Source organism: Halomonas pelophila (genome assembly GCF_040196315.1).
Taxonomy (GTDB): Bacteria; Pseudomonadota; Gammaproteobacteria; order Pseudomonadales; family Halomonadaceae; genus Halomonas; species Halomonas pelophila.
In genome coordinates, this window is sequence record NZ_JBEGCI010000003.1 from 232,070 (window position 1) to 247,786 (window position 15,717).

The 15,717-nt window shown below is 68.4% G+C and carries 13 protein-coding genes; 11 read left to right on the plus strand and 2 right to left on the minus strand.

The annotated features are described in order from the left end of the window. The first annotated feature begins 9 nt into the window (after window positions 1–9). From hisD to ABE957_RS04605, 11 genes are all read left to right on the plus strand, one after another. A complete protein-coding gene (gene hisD / locus ABE957_RS04555; protein ID WP_349757492.1) occupies window positions 10–1,326 on the plus strand; it encodes a histidinol dehydrogenase in 1,317 nt (438 codons plus the stop codon). 10 nt (window positions 1,327–1,336) lie between these two features. Next, on the plus strand, window positions 1,337–2,545 hold the full coding sequence (locus tag ABE957_RS04560; protein WP_349757493.1) for a DegT/DnrJ/EryC1/StrS family aminotransferase: 1,209 nt from the start codon (window positions 1,337–1,339) through the stop codon (window positions 2,543–2,545). A 57-nt stretch (window positions 2,546–2,602) separates the two neighbouring features. Further along, window positions 2,603–3,586, plus strand: a complete 984-nt coding sequence (locus ABE957_RS04565; RefSeq protein ID WP_349757494.1) for a TRAP transporter substrate-binding protein — start codon at window positions 2,603–2,605, stop codon at window positions 3,584–3,586. A gap of 76 nt (window positions 3,587–3,662) precedes the next feature. Beyond that, a complete protein-coding gene (locus ABE957_RS04570; RefSeq protein ID WP_349757495.1) occupies window positions 3,663–4,217 on the plus strand; it encodes a TRAP transporter small permease in 555 nt (184 codons plus the stop codon). Between the two features lie 5 nt (window positions 4,218–4,222). Further along, window positions 4,223–5,503 carry a TRAP transporter large permease gene (locus ABE957_RS04575; RefSeq protein WP_349757496.1) on the plus strand — a complete coding sequence of 427 codons (1,281 nt, stop codon included), beginning with the start codon at window positions 4,223–4,225 and terminating at the stop codon, window positions 5,501–5,503. 102 nt (window positions 5,504–5,605) lie between these two features. Next, a complete protein-coding gene (cuyB, locus tag ABE957_RS04580; RefSeq protein WP_349757497.1) occupies window positions 5,606–6,355 on the plus strand; it encodes a cysteate racemase in 750 nt (249 codons plus the stop codon). A gap of 131 nt (window positions 6,356–6,486) precedes the next feature. Beyond that, window positions 6,487–7,521 (plus strand): YeiH family protein, encoded by a 1,035-nt coding sequence (locus ABE957_RS04585; protein ID WP_349757498.1) that lies wholly within the window; start codon window positions 6,487–6,489, stop codon window positions 7,519–7,521. 190 nt (window positions 7,522–7,711) lie between these two features. Next, entirely contained in the window at window positions 7,712–8,344 is a 633-nt protein-coding gene (gene acuR, locus ABE957_RS04590; protein WP_349757499.1) for an acrylate utilization transcriptional regulator AcuR, read from the plus strand. Between the two features lie 66 nt (window positions 8,345–8,410). Continuing rightward, on the plus strand, window positions 8,411–9,394 hold the full coding sequence (gene acuI / locus ABE957_RS04595) for an acrylyl-CoA reductase (NADPH) (protein ID WP_349757500.1): 984 nt from the start codon (window positions 8,411–8,413) through the stop codon (window positions 9,392–9,394). A gap of 205 nt (window positions 9,395–9,599) precedes the next feature. After that, on the plus strand, window positions 9,600–10,817 hold the full coding sequence (locus ABE957_RS04600) for an MFS transporter (RefSeq protein ID WP_349757501.1): 1,218 nt from the start codon (window positions 9,600–9,602) through the stop codon (window positions 10,815–10,817). 153 nt (window positions 10,818–10,970) lie between these two features. Further along, on the plus strand, window positions 10,971–11,396 hold the full coding sequence (locus ABE957_RS04605) for a DUF3617 domain-containing protein (RefSeq protein ID WP_349757502.1): 426 nt from the start codon (window positions 10,971–10,973) through the stop codon (window positions 11,394–11,396). Between the two features lie 92 nt (window positions 11,397–11,488). Here the strand turns inward: ABE957_RS04605 and ABE957_RS04610 are convergent, their stop codons facing one another. Continuing rightward, on the minus strand, window positions 11,489–14,602 hold the full coding sequence (locus ABE957_RS04610; RefSeq protein WP_349757503.1) for an efflux RND transporter permease subunit: 3,114 nt from the start codon (window positions 14,600–14,602) through the stop codon (window positions 11,489–11,491). After that, window positions 14,602–15,696 (minus strand): efflux RND transporter periplasmic adaptor subunit, encoded by a 1,095-nt coding sequence (locus ABE957_RS04615; protein ID WP_349757504.1) that lies wholly within the window; start codon window positions 15,694–15,696, stop codon window positions 14,602–14,604. Before ABE957_RS04615 ends, ABE957_RS04610 begins: the two co-directional genes overlap by 1 nt. Window positions 15,697–15,717: the final 21 nt, after the last annotated feature.

Sequence of the window (15,717 nt, forward strand, 5' to 3'; positions counted from 1 at the left end):
GAGAACACAATGACAATTCGACATCTCAAGACGGCGGAGGGCGCCGAGGGCGTTGCCGCCGAGGATCAACGGGTCACCACCGCGGTGCGCCAGATGCTCGACGACATTCGCGAGCGTGGCGAGCCGGCCGTGCGTGAGTACGCCGAGAAGTTCGACGGCTGGACCGACGATTTCGTCCTCAGCGACGAGAAGCGACAGCGCCTCATCGACGGCGTGCCGCAGTCGGTCAAGGACGATATCGACTTCGCCCATCGCCAGATCCGCCGCTTCGCCGAGGCGCAGCGCGACAGCATGACCTCCTTCGAGATCGAGACCGAGCCCGGCGTGCTGCTCGGCCAGCGAATCCTGCCGGTCGACTGTGCCGGCTGCTACATTCCCGGCGGCCGCTATGCCCATGCCGCCTCGGCGCTGATGAGCGTGGCGACCGCCAAGGCCGCCGGTGTGCCCCACGTGGTGGCCTGCTCCCCGCCCCGCGGCGACAGCATCAACCCGGCGGTGGTCTATGCCCTGCACGTGGCCGGCGCCGACATGATCCTCGAGATGGGCGGCGTTCACGCCATGGCGAGCATGGCCTTCGGCCTGTTCGGCGGGCGTGAGGCCGACATCCTGGTCGGCCCGGGCAACGCCTACGTGGCCGAGGCGAAGCGCCTGCTGTTCGGCCAGGTCGGCATCGACGTCTTCGCCGGCCCGACCGAATCGGCGGTGATCGCTGACGACTCCGCCGACCCGATGACCATCGCCGTCGACCTGGTCTCCCAGGCCGAGCACGGCACCAACTCGCCGGTGTGGCTGTTCACCACCAGCGAGGCGCTGGGCCAGAAGGTCATCGAGCTGGTGCCCAAGGTCGCCGACGACATGCCCAACGCCGATGTCATCCACGCCGCCTGGCGCGACCACGGCGAGGTGATCCTGGGCGACACCCGCGAGGAGGTCGTCGAGGTGAGCGATCGCTACGCCTGCGAGCACCTGCAGGTGCTGTGCGAGGACCTCGACTGGTGGAAGGAGAATCTGAGCAACTACGGCTCGCTGTTCCTCGGCGAGGGCAGCACCGTCACCCATGGCGACAAGTGCTCGGGCACCAACCACATCCTGCCGACCAAGCGGGCCGGTCGCTACAGTGGTGGCCTGAACGTGCACAAGTTCATGAAGGTGCTGACCACCCAGCAGCTCAGCGAGGAGGCCAACCGTACCTTCAGCGCCGTGGGCTCGCGCATCTCCCGCGTCGAGGGCATGGAAGGGCACGCCCGGGCCTGCGACTGGCGCCTGACCAAGTACTTCCCCGATGAGCAGTGGGATTTCCCCGTCCATCACCAGCAGCGTTACTGAGGTAGGTCCCATGCGCCGTTTCCCGAAATCCTTTACCCAGCAGGAGCCGATCGCCGAGGCGGCGATCGAGGCCGCGGTGGCGGTGATGCGCACCGGTCGCCTGCATCGCTACAACCTGGTCGAGGGGGAGAAGGGCGAGACCGCCTTGCTGGAGCAGGAATTTGCCGCGAGCCTCGGGGTGCCCTACGTGCTGGCCTGCGCCTCCGGGGGCTATGCGCTGCAGCTGGCGCTGCGCGCCTGCGGGCTCGAGCGCGGCGAGGCGGTGCTGTGCAACGCCTTCACGCTCTCGCCGGTGCCGGGCAGCATCCACGCCGCGGGCGGCGAGGCGGTGCTGGTGGATATCCTCGAGGACACCACCGTGGACCCTGATGATCTGGCCGCCGCGGCGCGGGAGACGGGGGCGCGCTTCTTCCTGCTCTCGCACATGCGCGGCCACATCGGCGACATGGACGCCATCGTGGCGGTCTGCGAGGCCCACGGCATCACCCTGATCGAGGACTGCGCCCACACCATGGGGGCCTCCTACGACGGCCGTCCCAGCGGCACCTTCGGCAAGGTGGGCTGCTTCAGCACCCAGACCTACAAGCACCTCAACTCCGGTGAGGGGGGCCTTTTGAGCACGGAGGATCCCGAGGTGATGCGCCGCGCGGTGATCATGTCGGGCTCCTACATGCTCTACGACCGTCACCTGGCGGCCCCGGAGGCCGAGACGTTCAGCGAGACGCGCCTGGTGACGCCCAACATGAGCGGGCGGATGGACAATCTGCGCGCGGCGATCCTGCGCCCGCAGCTGGATGAGCTGGCCTCACGTCGGCAGCGCTGGAACACGCTCTATCGTCGCCTCGAGGCCGGCCTTGCCGAGATGGCCCCGGTCCAGACCCTCCCGCGACACGAGAAGGAAGGCTTCGTCGGCAGCTCGATCCAGTTTCGTCTGCCGTCGCTGGCCCATGACGAGATCGCCCGGTTCGTCGCCGGGTGCGAGGCCCGTGGTATCCCGCTCAAGTGGTACGGCAAGTCACAGCCCGAGGATTACACCAGCCGCTACGACAGCTGGGGCTATCTCTCTGCGACGCGTCCTCTGCCGAACGCCGATCGCCTCCTGGCCACGCTGTGTGACCTGAGGCTGCCGTTGACCTTCGACGAAGGAGACTGTGACGACATCGTCCAGCTGATGGGCGACGCCATGGACCAGGCAACCGACAAGGCGACGCCCGAGTAGTGCATACGCGTCGTACGCAGTAGCAGCACCCACCCGATGAAGAATGGAGTGACAACAATGTTCAAGAAAACTCTCTTGGCTTCCGCCGTGCTGGCCACACTGACCGCCCATGCCGCTCAGGCCGAGACATTCAAGGTCGGCATGGGCGATCCCATGGAGTCCGACCAGGGGGCCCTGGCGCAGCGCTTCGAGGAGCTGGTCGAGTCGCTCTCCGGCGGTGAGATGCAGGTCGAGCTGTTCCCCGGCGGCCAGCTCGGTTCCGAGACCGGCATGATCCAGGATACCCGCATCGGCAAGCTCGACTTCGCCCTGGTGGGCGTGGGCAACCTGACGCCGTATGCGCCGCGCCTCGGCGCCCTGACCATGCCCTACGCGATTCGCAGCCATGCCGATGCGGTCAAGGCCACCACCGGTCCCCTGGCGGATCGCTGGAACGCCATCGCCGAAGAGGAAGCCGGCGTGCACATCGTCAGCTGGCTCTATTCCAACTTCCGCTACCTCACCAACTCCCAGCGCCCCGTGACCACCCTTGCGGACATCGAGGGCCTCAAGGTGCGGGTGCCGCAGAACGAGCTGATGCTGTCCACCTACGAAGCCTGGGGCGCCAGCCCGATCAGCATGTCCTGGCCGGAGGTCTTCACCGGCCTGCAGCAGGGCGTGATCGACGGCCAGGACAACCCCTACATCGTCAACTACACGATGAAGTTCCAGGAGGTGCAGGACTACCTCACCGAGATTCACTACCAGTACTCCCTCCAGCCCATCGTGATGGGCGTGCGGACCTACGAGAAGCTCTCCGACGAGGAGCGCGCGATCATCGATCGGGCGGGTCTCGAGGCGCAGCTCTACGCGCTGCAGTTCCAGCTGACCGAGGCCTCCAAGGCACGCGCCGGCATGGAGGCCGAAGGGGTCGAGGTCTCGACCCTCGAGGACGAGGAAGAGTGGGTGCGCATCGCCAAGGAGCAGGTCTGGCCGGAGTTCTATGAAGACATCGGCGGCCAGGAAGCCTTCGAGGAAATGCAGAAGGCATTGGGCCACTGAGTGAGGCCGGGCCGGGCGACCCCTCGTCGCCCGGCCCGTCGCGCTTCTCGCACTCCCATCGGGGAAGGAGGCTTTCGTGTTAGCCAAGCTCAATCATATCGAGGATTACGCCTGCCGCTTCCTGCTCGGGGTGTTCGTCGTGCTGCTGTTCGTGCAGGTGGTCATGCGCGTGACGCTGGGCATCGGCATGGCGTGGATCGAGGAACTGGCGCGCTACGCATTCATCTGGTTCGTGTTCCTGGGGGCGGCCCATGCGGCCCACCTGGGGGCTCATAACCGCTTGCAGACGCACATCAAGATGATGCCCAAACGCGTCGCCAACACCCTGCTGCTGCTGGTCGACCTGATCTGGGTGGGCTTCTGCCTGGTGCTGGCCTGGAAGAGCCTGGACCTGATCGGGCTGCTGCTGGAGTTTCCCTACGACTCGCCGGCCCTGGGCTGGTCTCTGGCCTACGTCTACTTCGTGTTCCCCATTGCCTTCGTGCTGATGGCCTTTCGCGTGCTGCAGGTTCAGTACCTGAAGCTGGTCAAGGGCATCGAACCCGGCGACGTGGAACAGCAGGAAGTCAGCAAGATTACCGAGGGGGGGTCCAACACCACTGACGACTCGTCCTCCAACGGCAAGGGGTAAGCCGCATGGCCGCAACGGTACTGTTTTCCATGTTCGGAGCGCTGCTGTTCTTCGGCGCGCCCATCGTGGTGGCCCTCGGGGTCGCCTCCATGGCGGTCTACGTTCTCAACGGCGACGATATCAGCTCGCTGATCGAGCTGGCCTTTACCGCCATCAACTCGTTTCCGCTCATGGCGCTGCCCTCGTTCATCCTGGCCGGTGCCCTGATGGGCGACGCCGGCATCGCCCGGCGCCTGATCCATATCGCCGAGGAGCTGGCGGGTCCCGCCGCCGGCGGGCTGGGCGCCGCCGCGGTCATGGCCTGCATGTTCTTCGGCGCGATCTCGGGCTCCGGTCCTGCGACCACCGCCGCGGTCGGCATGCTGGTGATCCCGGCGATGATCGAGCGCGGCTACGGGCGCAGCTATCCGGCGGCGATCACCGCCACCGCCGGCGGGCTCGGGGTGGTCATCCCGCCCAGCATGCCGCTGGTGATCTACGGCGTCACCGCCAACGAGTCCATCTCGGCGCTGTTCATGGCCGGGGTCTTCCCGGGCATCATGCTCGGCGTGGGCCTGATCGTGGCCAACTACATCACCGCCAAGCGCAACGGCTACCAGACCGAGGGCTCGGGCTATGATTTCAAGCGCATCGTCAAGGTCCTGAAGGACGGCTTCTGGTCGCTCATGGCGCCGGTGGTGATCCTGGGCGGCATCTATTCCGGGATGTTCACGCCCACCGAGGCCGCGGTGGTCTCGATCTTCTATGCCCTGTTCGTCGGCATCTTCATCCACAAGGAGTCGTCGCTGCGCGGGCTTAACGAGGCCTTCCAGAGCACCACCTGGCTGACCGGGCGGGTGCTGATCATCATGTTCACCGCCACCGCCTTCGGTCGCATCCTGGTCGAGAATCACATCCCGGCGATGATCGCCCAGGGCATCCTCGAGATCACCGACAGCCTGTGGCTGGTCTGGATCCTGGTGATCGGCTTCCTGCTGATCGTCGGCATGTTCATCGAGATACTGGCCACCATCATGATCGTCACCCCGGTGCTGCTGCCGGTGATGGTCGAGCTGGGCGTCGATCCGATCCACTTCGGGATCGTGCTGGTGGTCAGCCTGGGTATCGGCTTCTCCACGCCGCCCCTGGGCGAGAACATGTTCATCAGCTCGAGCATCGCCAACGTCTCCATCGAGCGCATCTCGGTCCGTGCCATTCCGCTGGTCGGCTCCATGATAGTGATCGATCTCATCCTGGCGTTCTTCCCCCAGATCACCCTGTGGCTGCCCACGGTACTGGGCTTCTGACTCCGGTATTTGCGCATGGTCTTTCGCAACGGTCTTTGCACAACGGTCTTTGAACAACGCTCCATGAACCACGGCTTCTGATCACCCATGAATAGGCAAACGATGACGACTGACGACCGCGACAGCCAGGCCTCCTCCCACGAGCCGCACACCATGGTCGGTGTGCTGGGGGGCATGGGGCCCGATGCCACCGTGACCTTCATGCAGCGGGTCATCGACGCCACGCCCGCCGAGGACGATATCGACCACGTGCACCTGCTGGTGGACAACAACCCTAAGGTGCCCTCGCGGATCAAGGCGCTGATCGACGGCGACGGCGAGAACCCGGGGCCGGCGATCGCCGCCATGGCGCGGCGCCTCGAGCGGGCCGGCGCCGCCTTCCTGGTGATGCCGTGCAACACCGCTCACTACTACTGGCGGGATGCCCAGGACGCCGTCGACATCCCGGTGTGGCACATCGTCGAGCGGACGCTGGACACCGTCGCCCGACGCGTCCCCGGGGCTCGGGTCGGCCTGCTCTGCTCGCCGGCGCTGCGTCGGATCGGCCTCTACGAGGGCTTCGTCGCGGCGCGCGGCCTGTCGCTTGTCTACCCCGAGGACGAGGGCGCGGTGCTCGAGGTGATTCGCGCCGTCAAGCGCGGGCAGGGGCGTCATCCCGATACCCTGGCCGCCTTCGCCCGGGCCGCCGACGATCTCAAGGCGCGCGGGGCGGACGTGCTGGTGCTGGCCTGTACCGAACTCTCGGTCATCGACGACGCCCTCGACGGCTCGCTGCCCGTGGTGGATAGCGTCCGGGTGCTGGCCGAGCAGGTGGTGGCCGCCGCCGAGGGCGTCGAGGCCGTCACGCCCTAGCCGTCTCGACCGAACGGGTCAGAACGATACCGGCCCCCACTTTTCCCGCTTCGCCGGGCCTGTCTGTTCCCGTCCGTTGGATCGGGGGGAGAGGGCGTGCGCCCGGCGAGCGGCACCAGGAGAACCGCGACATGAAAACCACGCTCTTCGATACGCCACTCGCCGAGCGGCTCCGCCGGGCCAGCCCCATCGGCCGCGGCCTGCTGGTGTGCGTCACCATTGCGCTTGCCACCACCTTCATCGCCGACCACTACGGGGGGCCGACGCTGCTCTACGCCCTGCTGTTCGGCATGTCGCTGCACTTCCTGAGCGAGGAGGGACGCTGCCGCCAGGGCATCGAGTTTGCCGCCCGCACCGTGCTGCGCCTCGGCGTGGCCCTGCTGGGGGCGCGCATGACCCTCGCCCAGGTCGGCGACCTGGGGATCGGCCCGGTGCTCACCGTCGTGGTGGCCGTGGCACTGGTCATCGCCATGGGATCGGTGCTGGCTCGGGTGCTCGGCCTGGATCGCGATCTCGGGCTGCTGACTGGCGGCGCCGTCGCCATCTGCGGGGCCTCGGCGGCGCTCGCCCTGTCGGCGGTGATGCCGCGCCATGAGACCCATGAGCGCAACACCATTCTCACGGTGGTCGGGGTCACCACGCTCTCGACCATGGCGATGGTGATCTATCCGCTGATCGCCGGGGCCCTGGAACTCGCCAACGCCCAGGCGGGGATCTTCCTCGGCGGCACCATCCACGACGTGGCCCAGGTGGTGGGGGCCGGCTACATGATCTCCGAGCAGACCGGCGATATCTCGACGCTGGTCAAGCTGGTGCGGGTGGCCATGCTGGTGCCGGCGGTGATGGTCTTCATGTGGCTGTTCCGGGCCTCGCGCCAGGCGGAGGGGGCGGAGACCAAGGTGCCGATGCTGCCGAGCTTCCTGGTGGGCTTCGTGGTGCTGGTGCTGGTCAACAGCATGGGGCTGATTCCCGAGGCGGTGAACGAGGGGATGTCGACCCTGTCCCGCTGGTGCCTGGTCACCGCCATCGCCGCACTCGGCATCAAGACCTCGTTCCAGAAGCTCGCGGTGGTGGGCTGGAAGCCGGTGATCCTGATGGCGCTGGAGACTCTGTTCCTGCTGGTCGTGGTACTCGGCGTGGTGCTGATCGGCGGCCTGGGTACCTGATCGTCCGGGCCACGGCTTGAGACCCGGGACGTCGAGCTTCTGAAGGTCGAGCTATCGAGAGAAGAAGAGGCCAGTCGGCGAATGCCGACTGGCCTCTTTCGTGTGTGCGGGGGAGGGGAAGACGCGGGGCGCTAGGCGCGTCGCCTTGCCTCGGCTTGATTTTATAGACAGCCGGTCTATATTGAATGGCATGACCAATACGACCGCCAAGCCACGCCGCGGCCGGCCCCCCAGGGTGCCGCGCGACGACCCGGATACCCGGGCGGCCCTGATCCGCAGCGGCACCGAGGTGCTCACCGAACAGGGCTTCGTCGTCTCCGGCATCGACGGCATCCTCAAGCGCGTCGGGGTCCCCAAGGGCTCCTTCTACTACTACTTCGAGAGCAAGGAGGCGTTCGGGCGCGCCGTGATGGAGCATTACGGCGCCTATTTCGCGAGAAAACTGGATCGCCACCTGGGCGACGCCACGCGCTCGCCGCTGGCGCGTATCGAGGCCTTCGTCGCCGAGGCCCGCGACGGCATGGCGCGCCACGACTTCCGTCGGGGCTGCCTGGTCGGCAACCTGGGCCAGGAGGCCGGTGGCCTGCCGGAGGGGTATCGGGAGTGGCTGCGGGCGACCCTCGATGACTGGCAGCAGCGCCTGGCGCGCTGCCTGCACGAGGCCCAGGCGGCCGGCGAGCTCGCCGATCACGCCGACGTCGAGCGGCTCGCCGAGGCCTTCTGGATCGGCTGGGAGGGTGCGGTGATGCGCGCGCGACTCGAGGGCCGGGCGCGCCCCCTGGAGGTCTTCATCACCACGTACATGGAGGGGCTGCCCCGCTAGCGGGCGCCGCTTCATGCCATTCGATAGACGCTCGGTCTATAAGTGTTCAACAACACGAGGTGCACGATGTTCAAGGCCATTCTGATCGACAAGAACGACGACGGGCAGCGGGTCGCGGTAGAGACGCTGGACGAGTCCCGCCTGCCGGACGGCGACGTCACGGTGCGGGTCGACTGCAGCACCCTCAACTACAAGGACGCCCTGGCGATCACCGGCAAGGGGCCGGTGGTGCGCCAGTTTCCCATGGTGCCGGGGATCGACCTGGCGGGCACGGTCGAGAGCTCCACGGCTGATGCCTACCAGCCGGGTGACGCCGTGCTGCTCAACGGCTGGGGCGTAGGCGAGAAGCACTGGGGGGGGCTGGCCGAGAAGGCGCGCCTGGATAGCCGCTGGCTGATTCCCCAGCCCGCGGCCTTCAGCGCCCGCCAGGCCATGGCCATCGGCACGGCCGGCTACACCGCCATGCTGTCGGTGATGGCGCTGGAACAGCAGGGCGTGACGCCCGAGCAGGGCGAGGTGCTGGTGACCGGCGCCAACGGCGGCGTGGGCAGCTATGCCATCGCGCTGCTCGCCCGGCTCGGTTATCGGGTCGTGGCCTCCACCGGGCGCCTCGAGGAGACGGACTACCTCAAGGGACTCGGCGCCGAGTCGGTGATCGACCGGGCGGAGCTCTCCGAGCCCGGGCGCCCCCTGGCCAAGGAGCGCTGGGCGGGTGCCATCGACTCGGTGGGCAGCCATACCCTGGCCAACGTCCTGGCCTCGACTCGCTACGGTGGTGCCGTGGCCGCCTGCGGGCTGGCCCAGGGGATGGACCTGCCCTCCAGCGTCGCACCCTTCATCCTGCGCGGCGTGACCCTCGCCGGGATCGACAGCGTGATGCGCCCCTATGCCGATCGCGTCGAGGCCTGGCGCCGGCTCGGCGAGCTGCTCTCGCCGGAGCAGCTGGAGGCGATCACCCGTACCATCGGCCTGGACGAGGCCATCGACACGGCGGGCGAGCTGCTGGCCGGCCGAGTGCGCGGTCGCGTGGTGGTCGATATGTCGCGCTGACGGCGAGGCAGCGCCACCCACGGGTGGCTTGCCGACGCACGGGGGCACGCCAGGGGCGTGCCCCTTTGTCGTCTGGGCCGGGTCGATGCTGAACGGCCTTGCTCGAAGCGGTGGCAGCGGTGGCAGAGGCGCGAGGCACGGGACGGGCGCCGCGCGGTTTTCTGATAGGCTTGCCGGGGTCATCGATCGTCGCCGAGGAGTCGCCATGAGGGCTGCCAGTCGCCTGGAGAAACGCAACGTCGCCATCCTGGTCGCCAGCCAGACGCTCTACATGGTCGCCACCATCACCGTGATGACCCTGAGCGGGGTGGTGGGCTACCGACTCACGCCTGCGGCGGGGCTTGCGACGCTGCCCGTCGCCATGATGATGATCGGAACGCTGCTCGCGACCCTGCCGGCCTCGCTCTACATGAAGCGGGTAGGGCGCCGGCGCGGCTTCTTGACCGGGGCGGCGCTCGGCGGCGTGCTCGGCGGGCTGGTGGCTTTCGCCGCCATCGCCCTCGAGCACTTCTGGCTGTTCTGCCTGGGCAACCTGCTGCTGGGTGGCTACCAGGGCTTTGCCATGTACTACCGCTTCGCCGCCGTCGACGTGACTCGCCCGGCCTTTCGCAGCCGGGCCATCTCCCTGGTGCTGGCCGGCGGGGTGGTGGCGGCCTTTCTCGGGCCCTGGAACGCCAGCCTGACCAATGACTGGATCGCCGCGGTGCCGGATGGCGGGCCCTACCTGATGATCGCCGGCCTGGCGCTGGTGGCGATGCTGCTGCTCGGCGGCCTGCGTGTGCCGGCGAGCGGCGAGCCTGGCCCCAACGAGATCGCCCGTCCGATGGCCGAGATTGGCGCCCAGGCGCGCTTCAAGGTCGCGCTGATTGCCGCGGCCACGGGCTACGCCATCATGGGGCTGGTGATGACCGCCACGCCGCTCTCGATGCGCGCGCTGGGCTTCGAGATGGGGCAGGTGGCCTTCGTCATGCAGTGGCATGTGCTCGGCATGTTCGCGCCCTCCTTCTTTACCGGCGGCCTGATCGCCCGCTTCGGGGTGATCTGTATCCTGCTGGTGGGCACCTTGATACTGGCCGCCTCGAGCCTGCTGGCGGCCTCCGGCACCGGGCTTGCCCAGTTCTGGGCGGCGCTGATGCTGCTCGGGGTCGGCTGGAACTTCCTGTTCATCGGCGGCAGCACGCTGCTTGCCAGCACCCACGTCGAGGCCGAGCGCGGCAAGGTACAGGGCATCAACGATCTGGTGATCTTCTCGCTGGTGGCGGCGGGCTCGCTGCTGTCGGGCAACCTGCTGCAGCAACTGGGATGGACCGGGCTCAACCTGGCCATGCTGGGGCCGATCGTGGTGGTGATCGCGTTCACCGCCTGGCTGGGCCTCAACGAGGCGCGTGTCCGTCCGGCGCAGCTCAGCGGCGAGCGGCGATAAGTCGGCGATAGACCGACCAGGGACGCTCGAGGGCGCGAGGCGCCTCGACGTCAGGGGGCTTTCGCGCGCAATTGGGAGGCGGGACCGATTGGGATATGCTGATGGAGATGCCGAAGGCCTGGCAGATCATCCATTCCCAGGGAGAGTCACCCCATGCCGTTTCGTCCCCTTCTCGCCAGCCTGCTGCTGGTCACCCCGCTCGTGGCCGTTGCCGCGGCCCCCAATATCGAGCCCGGCCAGTGGGAGTTCACCAGCACCACCGCCGTCGGCGGGGACCTGCCGATCCCCGACCAGACCGAGAGCTACCAGGAGTGCATCGCCCAGGGCGACCTCGAGGACGAGGCGTTCAGCTTCATCGAGGAGGAGGAGGGCTGCGAGCTGCTCGACCACCAGGTCACGGTCGACGGCATGGACTATCGCATGGTCTGCCGGGCCGAGGGCGGCGAGGCCAGCATCATCGGCCGCATGGATTTCCTCGGTGAGCGGGTCGAGGGCAACGTCGACATTCTGGTCGACTCCGCCGCGGGCGAGCTCAAGATGACCACCGTCGTGGAGGGTCGGCGCCTTGGCGACTGCTGAACCGCGGGCTCGCCCTTCGCCGGGCGCCGACCCGCTGACGTGATTCTTCAGCCTCGATCGACGCCGCCGTGCCCCGGCGGCATCGATCCACCTCAGTGCGCGGCGGGCTCCTCGCCCATCTCGTCGGCCAGGCGCCGGGCGACATCGCCGGGCGAGCCGGTGCGCCGGGCCAGCAGGTCGTAGGCCACCGGCACCACGAACAGGGTGAACAGGGTGGCCGCGGCCAGGCCGCAGAGGATGACGGTACCGATCACCAGGCGGGTCTCGGCGCCGGCGCCGCTGGAGACGATCAGCGGCACGGCCCCCGCCATGGTGGTCACCGCCGTCATCACGATGGGCCGCAGGCGCGTCACCGAGGCCTCCACCAGGGCCTCGTGGAAGGCCATGCCGCGATCGCGCAGCTGGTTGGCGAACTCGACGATCAGGATGCCGTTCTTGGCCGCCAGCCCCACCAGCATGACCAGCCCCACCTGGCTGTAGATGTTCAACGACTGTCCGGTGAGATAGAGCCCCAGCAGGGCGCCGCAGATCGCCAGGGGCACGGTGAGCATGATCACGAAGGGATGCACGAAGCTCTCGAACTGCCCGGCCAGCACCAGGAAGACCACCAGGATGCCCAGTCCCAGCAGGAAGGCGGTGGCGCCGCTTGCTTCCTGGTAGTCCCGCGAGGCGCCCTTGACGTCGGTCTGGGCCGCCGGCGGCAGGATCTCGTCCACTGTGGTCTCCAGGTACGCGAGCGCCTCGCCCAGCGGGTAGCCGTCCGCCAGGTTGGCCTCGATGGTGATCGCCCGGACCCGGTTGAAGCGGTTCAGGGTGCTGGGTCCGGCGAAGTCCGTGAGCGTCACCAGGCTCCCCAGCGGGATCAGCTCGCCCGAGCGGTCGGAGCGCACCCGAATGCTCTCCAGGGATCGCGGGCTCGGCCGGGCACCGGGGGCTCCCTCGAGGATGACGTCGTACTCCTGGCCGTCGTCCACGTACTGGGTCACGGTGCGCCCGCCGAGCAGGGTCTCCAGGGTGCGGCCGATCTCGGTGACCGTGACGCCCAGGGCGGCGGCGCGGGTGTAGTCGATGTCCACGCGCAGCTGCGGCTGGTTCTCTTCGTAGTCGCTGTCGAGCCCCGTCAGGCGCGGGTTGTTCTCGCGCAGGTGGGCCAGCAGGGTGTCGCGCCACTCGGCCAGCTGCTCATAGGTGCCGCCGCCGAGCACGAACTGCACCGGCTTCTCGACCCGCGAGCCGAAGCCCTGTCGCATCACCGGGAAGGCCCGGATGCCGGGCAGGTCGGCGAGGCGGCCGCGGATCTCGTCCATGATCGTCCAGGCCGAGCGGCGCTCTGCCCAGTCGGCGAGGGTGACGATGACGAAGCCGCTGTTGAAGTTCTCGATGTTGCCCCAGCCCCGCGGCGCGCGCACCAGGATGCGCTCGACCTCGCCCTGCTCGGTGAGCGGCAGCAGGCGGGTCTCGATCTCGTCCATGTAGTCGAGCATGTAGTCGTAGGTGGCGCCGGGCGGGCCGTTGACCAGCACGAAGAAGTTGCCGCGATCCTCCTTGGGGGTGTACTCGTTGGGCAGCTCCCCGTTGAGCCATACCATGGCGCCGATGATGCCGAGAAACAGCGCCAGCACCAGCAGGCGCAGTCCCAGCACCCGTTCGAGCAGCCGGCGATAGCCCTGGCGGGAACGATCCAGGCCCCACTGCACGGCGCGGGCGAGACGCCCCTCGTGCATGTCGGCCTTGAGGATCTTCGAGGCCATCATCGGCGTCAGGGTCAGCGCCAGCAGGCTGGAGATGACCACCGCGGCGGCCAGGGTGAGGGCGAACTCCGAGAACAGCCGGCCGATGTCGCCCTGCAGGAAGCTCAGCGGCACGAACACCGCCACCAGCACGAGCGTGGTGGCGATGACCGCGAAGGCGATCTGGCGGGTCCCGCGGAAGGCCGCCACCAGCGGTGTCTCGCCGAGCTCCTGCATGCGCCGGTGGATGTTTTCCAGCACCACGATGGCGTCATCGACGATCAAGCCGATGGCCAGCACCAAGGCCAGCAGGGTCAGCAGATTGATGGTGAAGCCCAGCACCGCCAGCGCCGCGAAGCTGCCGACCAGGGCGATGGGCACGGTCACGGCCGGGATCAAGGTGGTGCGCACGTTGCCCAGGAACAGGAAGATCGCCACCACCACCAGGCCCATGGCGATGAACAGCGTCTGCACGACCTGGCCGATGGCGCCGGAGACGAACACCGAGGAGTCGAAGTTCAGCGACAGCGCCATGCCCTCGGGCAGGGTGCCCTGCAGGCGCTCCATTTCGTCCTTGGCGCCCTTTGAGATCTCCAGCACGTTGGCGGTGGACTGCTTCATCAGCCCCAGCCCGACCATGGGCACGCCGTTACCGCGAAAGACGGTGCGCTCCTCCACGGCGCCGACTTCCACCCGTGCCACGTCGCCCAGGCGGACCAGGTAGCCGTCGGCGCCCTCGTCGAGCGCCAGCCGGCGGAAGTCCTCGGGGGTGGCGAAGCTTCTCGGCAGGCGCACGATGAACTGGCGAGCCTGGGAGACCACGGCGCCGCCGGGCAGCTCGACGTTCTCGTCGCGCAGGACGTCCTCGACGTCACCCACCGTGAGCCCGCGGGCCGCCAGGGCGTCGGCATCGAGCCAGACGCGCATGGCGTATTCGCGGCCGCCCCCGACCCGCACCTGGGCGACGCCGGGCAGCACCGAGAAGCGATCCACCAGGTAGCGGTCGGCGTAGTCGGTGAGCTCGGCCACATCGTAGCCCCCACCGCTCAGCGAGAACCAGATCACCACCTCGGAGCTCGAGTCGGCCTTCTGCACCTCCGGCGGGTCGGCCTCCTCGGGCAGGTTGCCCCGAGCCCCGGAGATGCGGTCGCGGATGTCGTTGGCGGCCGCGTCGATGTCCAGGTCCAGGCCGAACTCCACGTTGATGCTGGAGCGGCCGTCCTCGCTGGAGGAGGAGATCACCTCGATCCCCGCCACCCCGGCGATGCGATCCTCCAGCACCTGGGTGACGCGGGTCTCCACGATGCTGGCCGAGGCGCCGGGGTAGCGGGTATCGATGGAGACCACCGGCGGGTCGATGGCGGGGTACTCCTGGAGCGGCAGCCGCTCCAGGGCCAGCAGGCCGAAGGCGACGATCAGGGCGGCCATCACCACGGCCAGTACCGGGCGCTGGACGGACAGGTCGGAGAGGCGCATCAGCCGTTCACCTCGGCGGCGTCGCGGCTGCGACGCAGCAGCTGGGGCACGGTAGTGTCGTCGTCGAGGATGCCCAGCAGGCGGGTCGGCTGGCCGTCGCGGACCCGCTCGGTGCCGTGGGCGACCACCAGGTCATCCACGGCGAGTCCCTCGAGGATCTCCACCTCGCCCTCGCGACGCGCGCCGATGCGCACCTCGCGCTCCTCGACCCGGTAGGCCTCGCCGTCGCTCTCGAGGGTCAGCACGAACTGGCGTTGCCCTTGTGGCATCAGCGCCTCCTCGGGGATCACCAGCGCCTCGCGGGGCGAGCTCTCGAGTCGCACCTGCATGAGCATGCCGGGGCGCAGCGCGAGCTTCGGGTTGGCGAGCTCGGCACGCACCGTGATGCTGCGGCTGATCGGGTCGATTCGCGTGCCGATGCTCGCTATCTCGCCCCGGAAGGGAGTGCCGGGCAGGGCCGCGCTGGACGCGGTCAGTGTCAGGCCCGGCGCGATCTGACCGAGGGCCAGCTCGGGCAGGGTGAAGTCGAGCTTCATGACGTCGAGACGGTCGAGGGTGACGAGCTCGGTGCCGGGGGTCACCAGGGTGCCCACGCTGACGTTGCGAAAGCCCACGATGCCGTCGAAGGGCGCCTGGATGCGAGTGTCGGCCAGCCGGGCCTCCAGCGCCTGGATCTCCGCCTCGGCCTGGCGCAGGCGGGCCCGGGCATCCTCCACGTCGGCCCGCGGCGCCAGGTTGCGGCTCTGCAGCTGGGCGAGCCGGTTGACGGCGTTCCGTCGCTCGTCGCGCAGCGCCTGGGCGACCCGCAGGTCGGCGCGCTGTTCGTCGTCGGCCAGGCGCACCAGCAGCTCGCCGGCCTCGACCCGCTCGCCGCCCTCGAAGGTCAACTCGGCGATGGTCTCGGTGACGGTGGCGGAGAGGGTCACGCTCTCGTCGGCGCGCAGGGTACCCAGCGCCTCCAGCGGATCGGACCAGGCGGCGAGGCTGGCGCGGGCGGCGATCACCGCGGTGGGCTGCTGGGCGGCCGCCAGCGGCGAGAGCACCAGCAGGGCCAGGCCGATCAACAGGGTCAGGCGGTGTCGGGATGAAGTCATGGTGGGCTTCTTGTCGGTGAT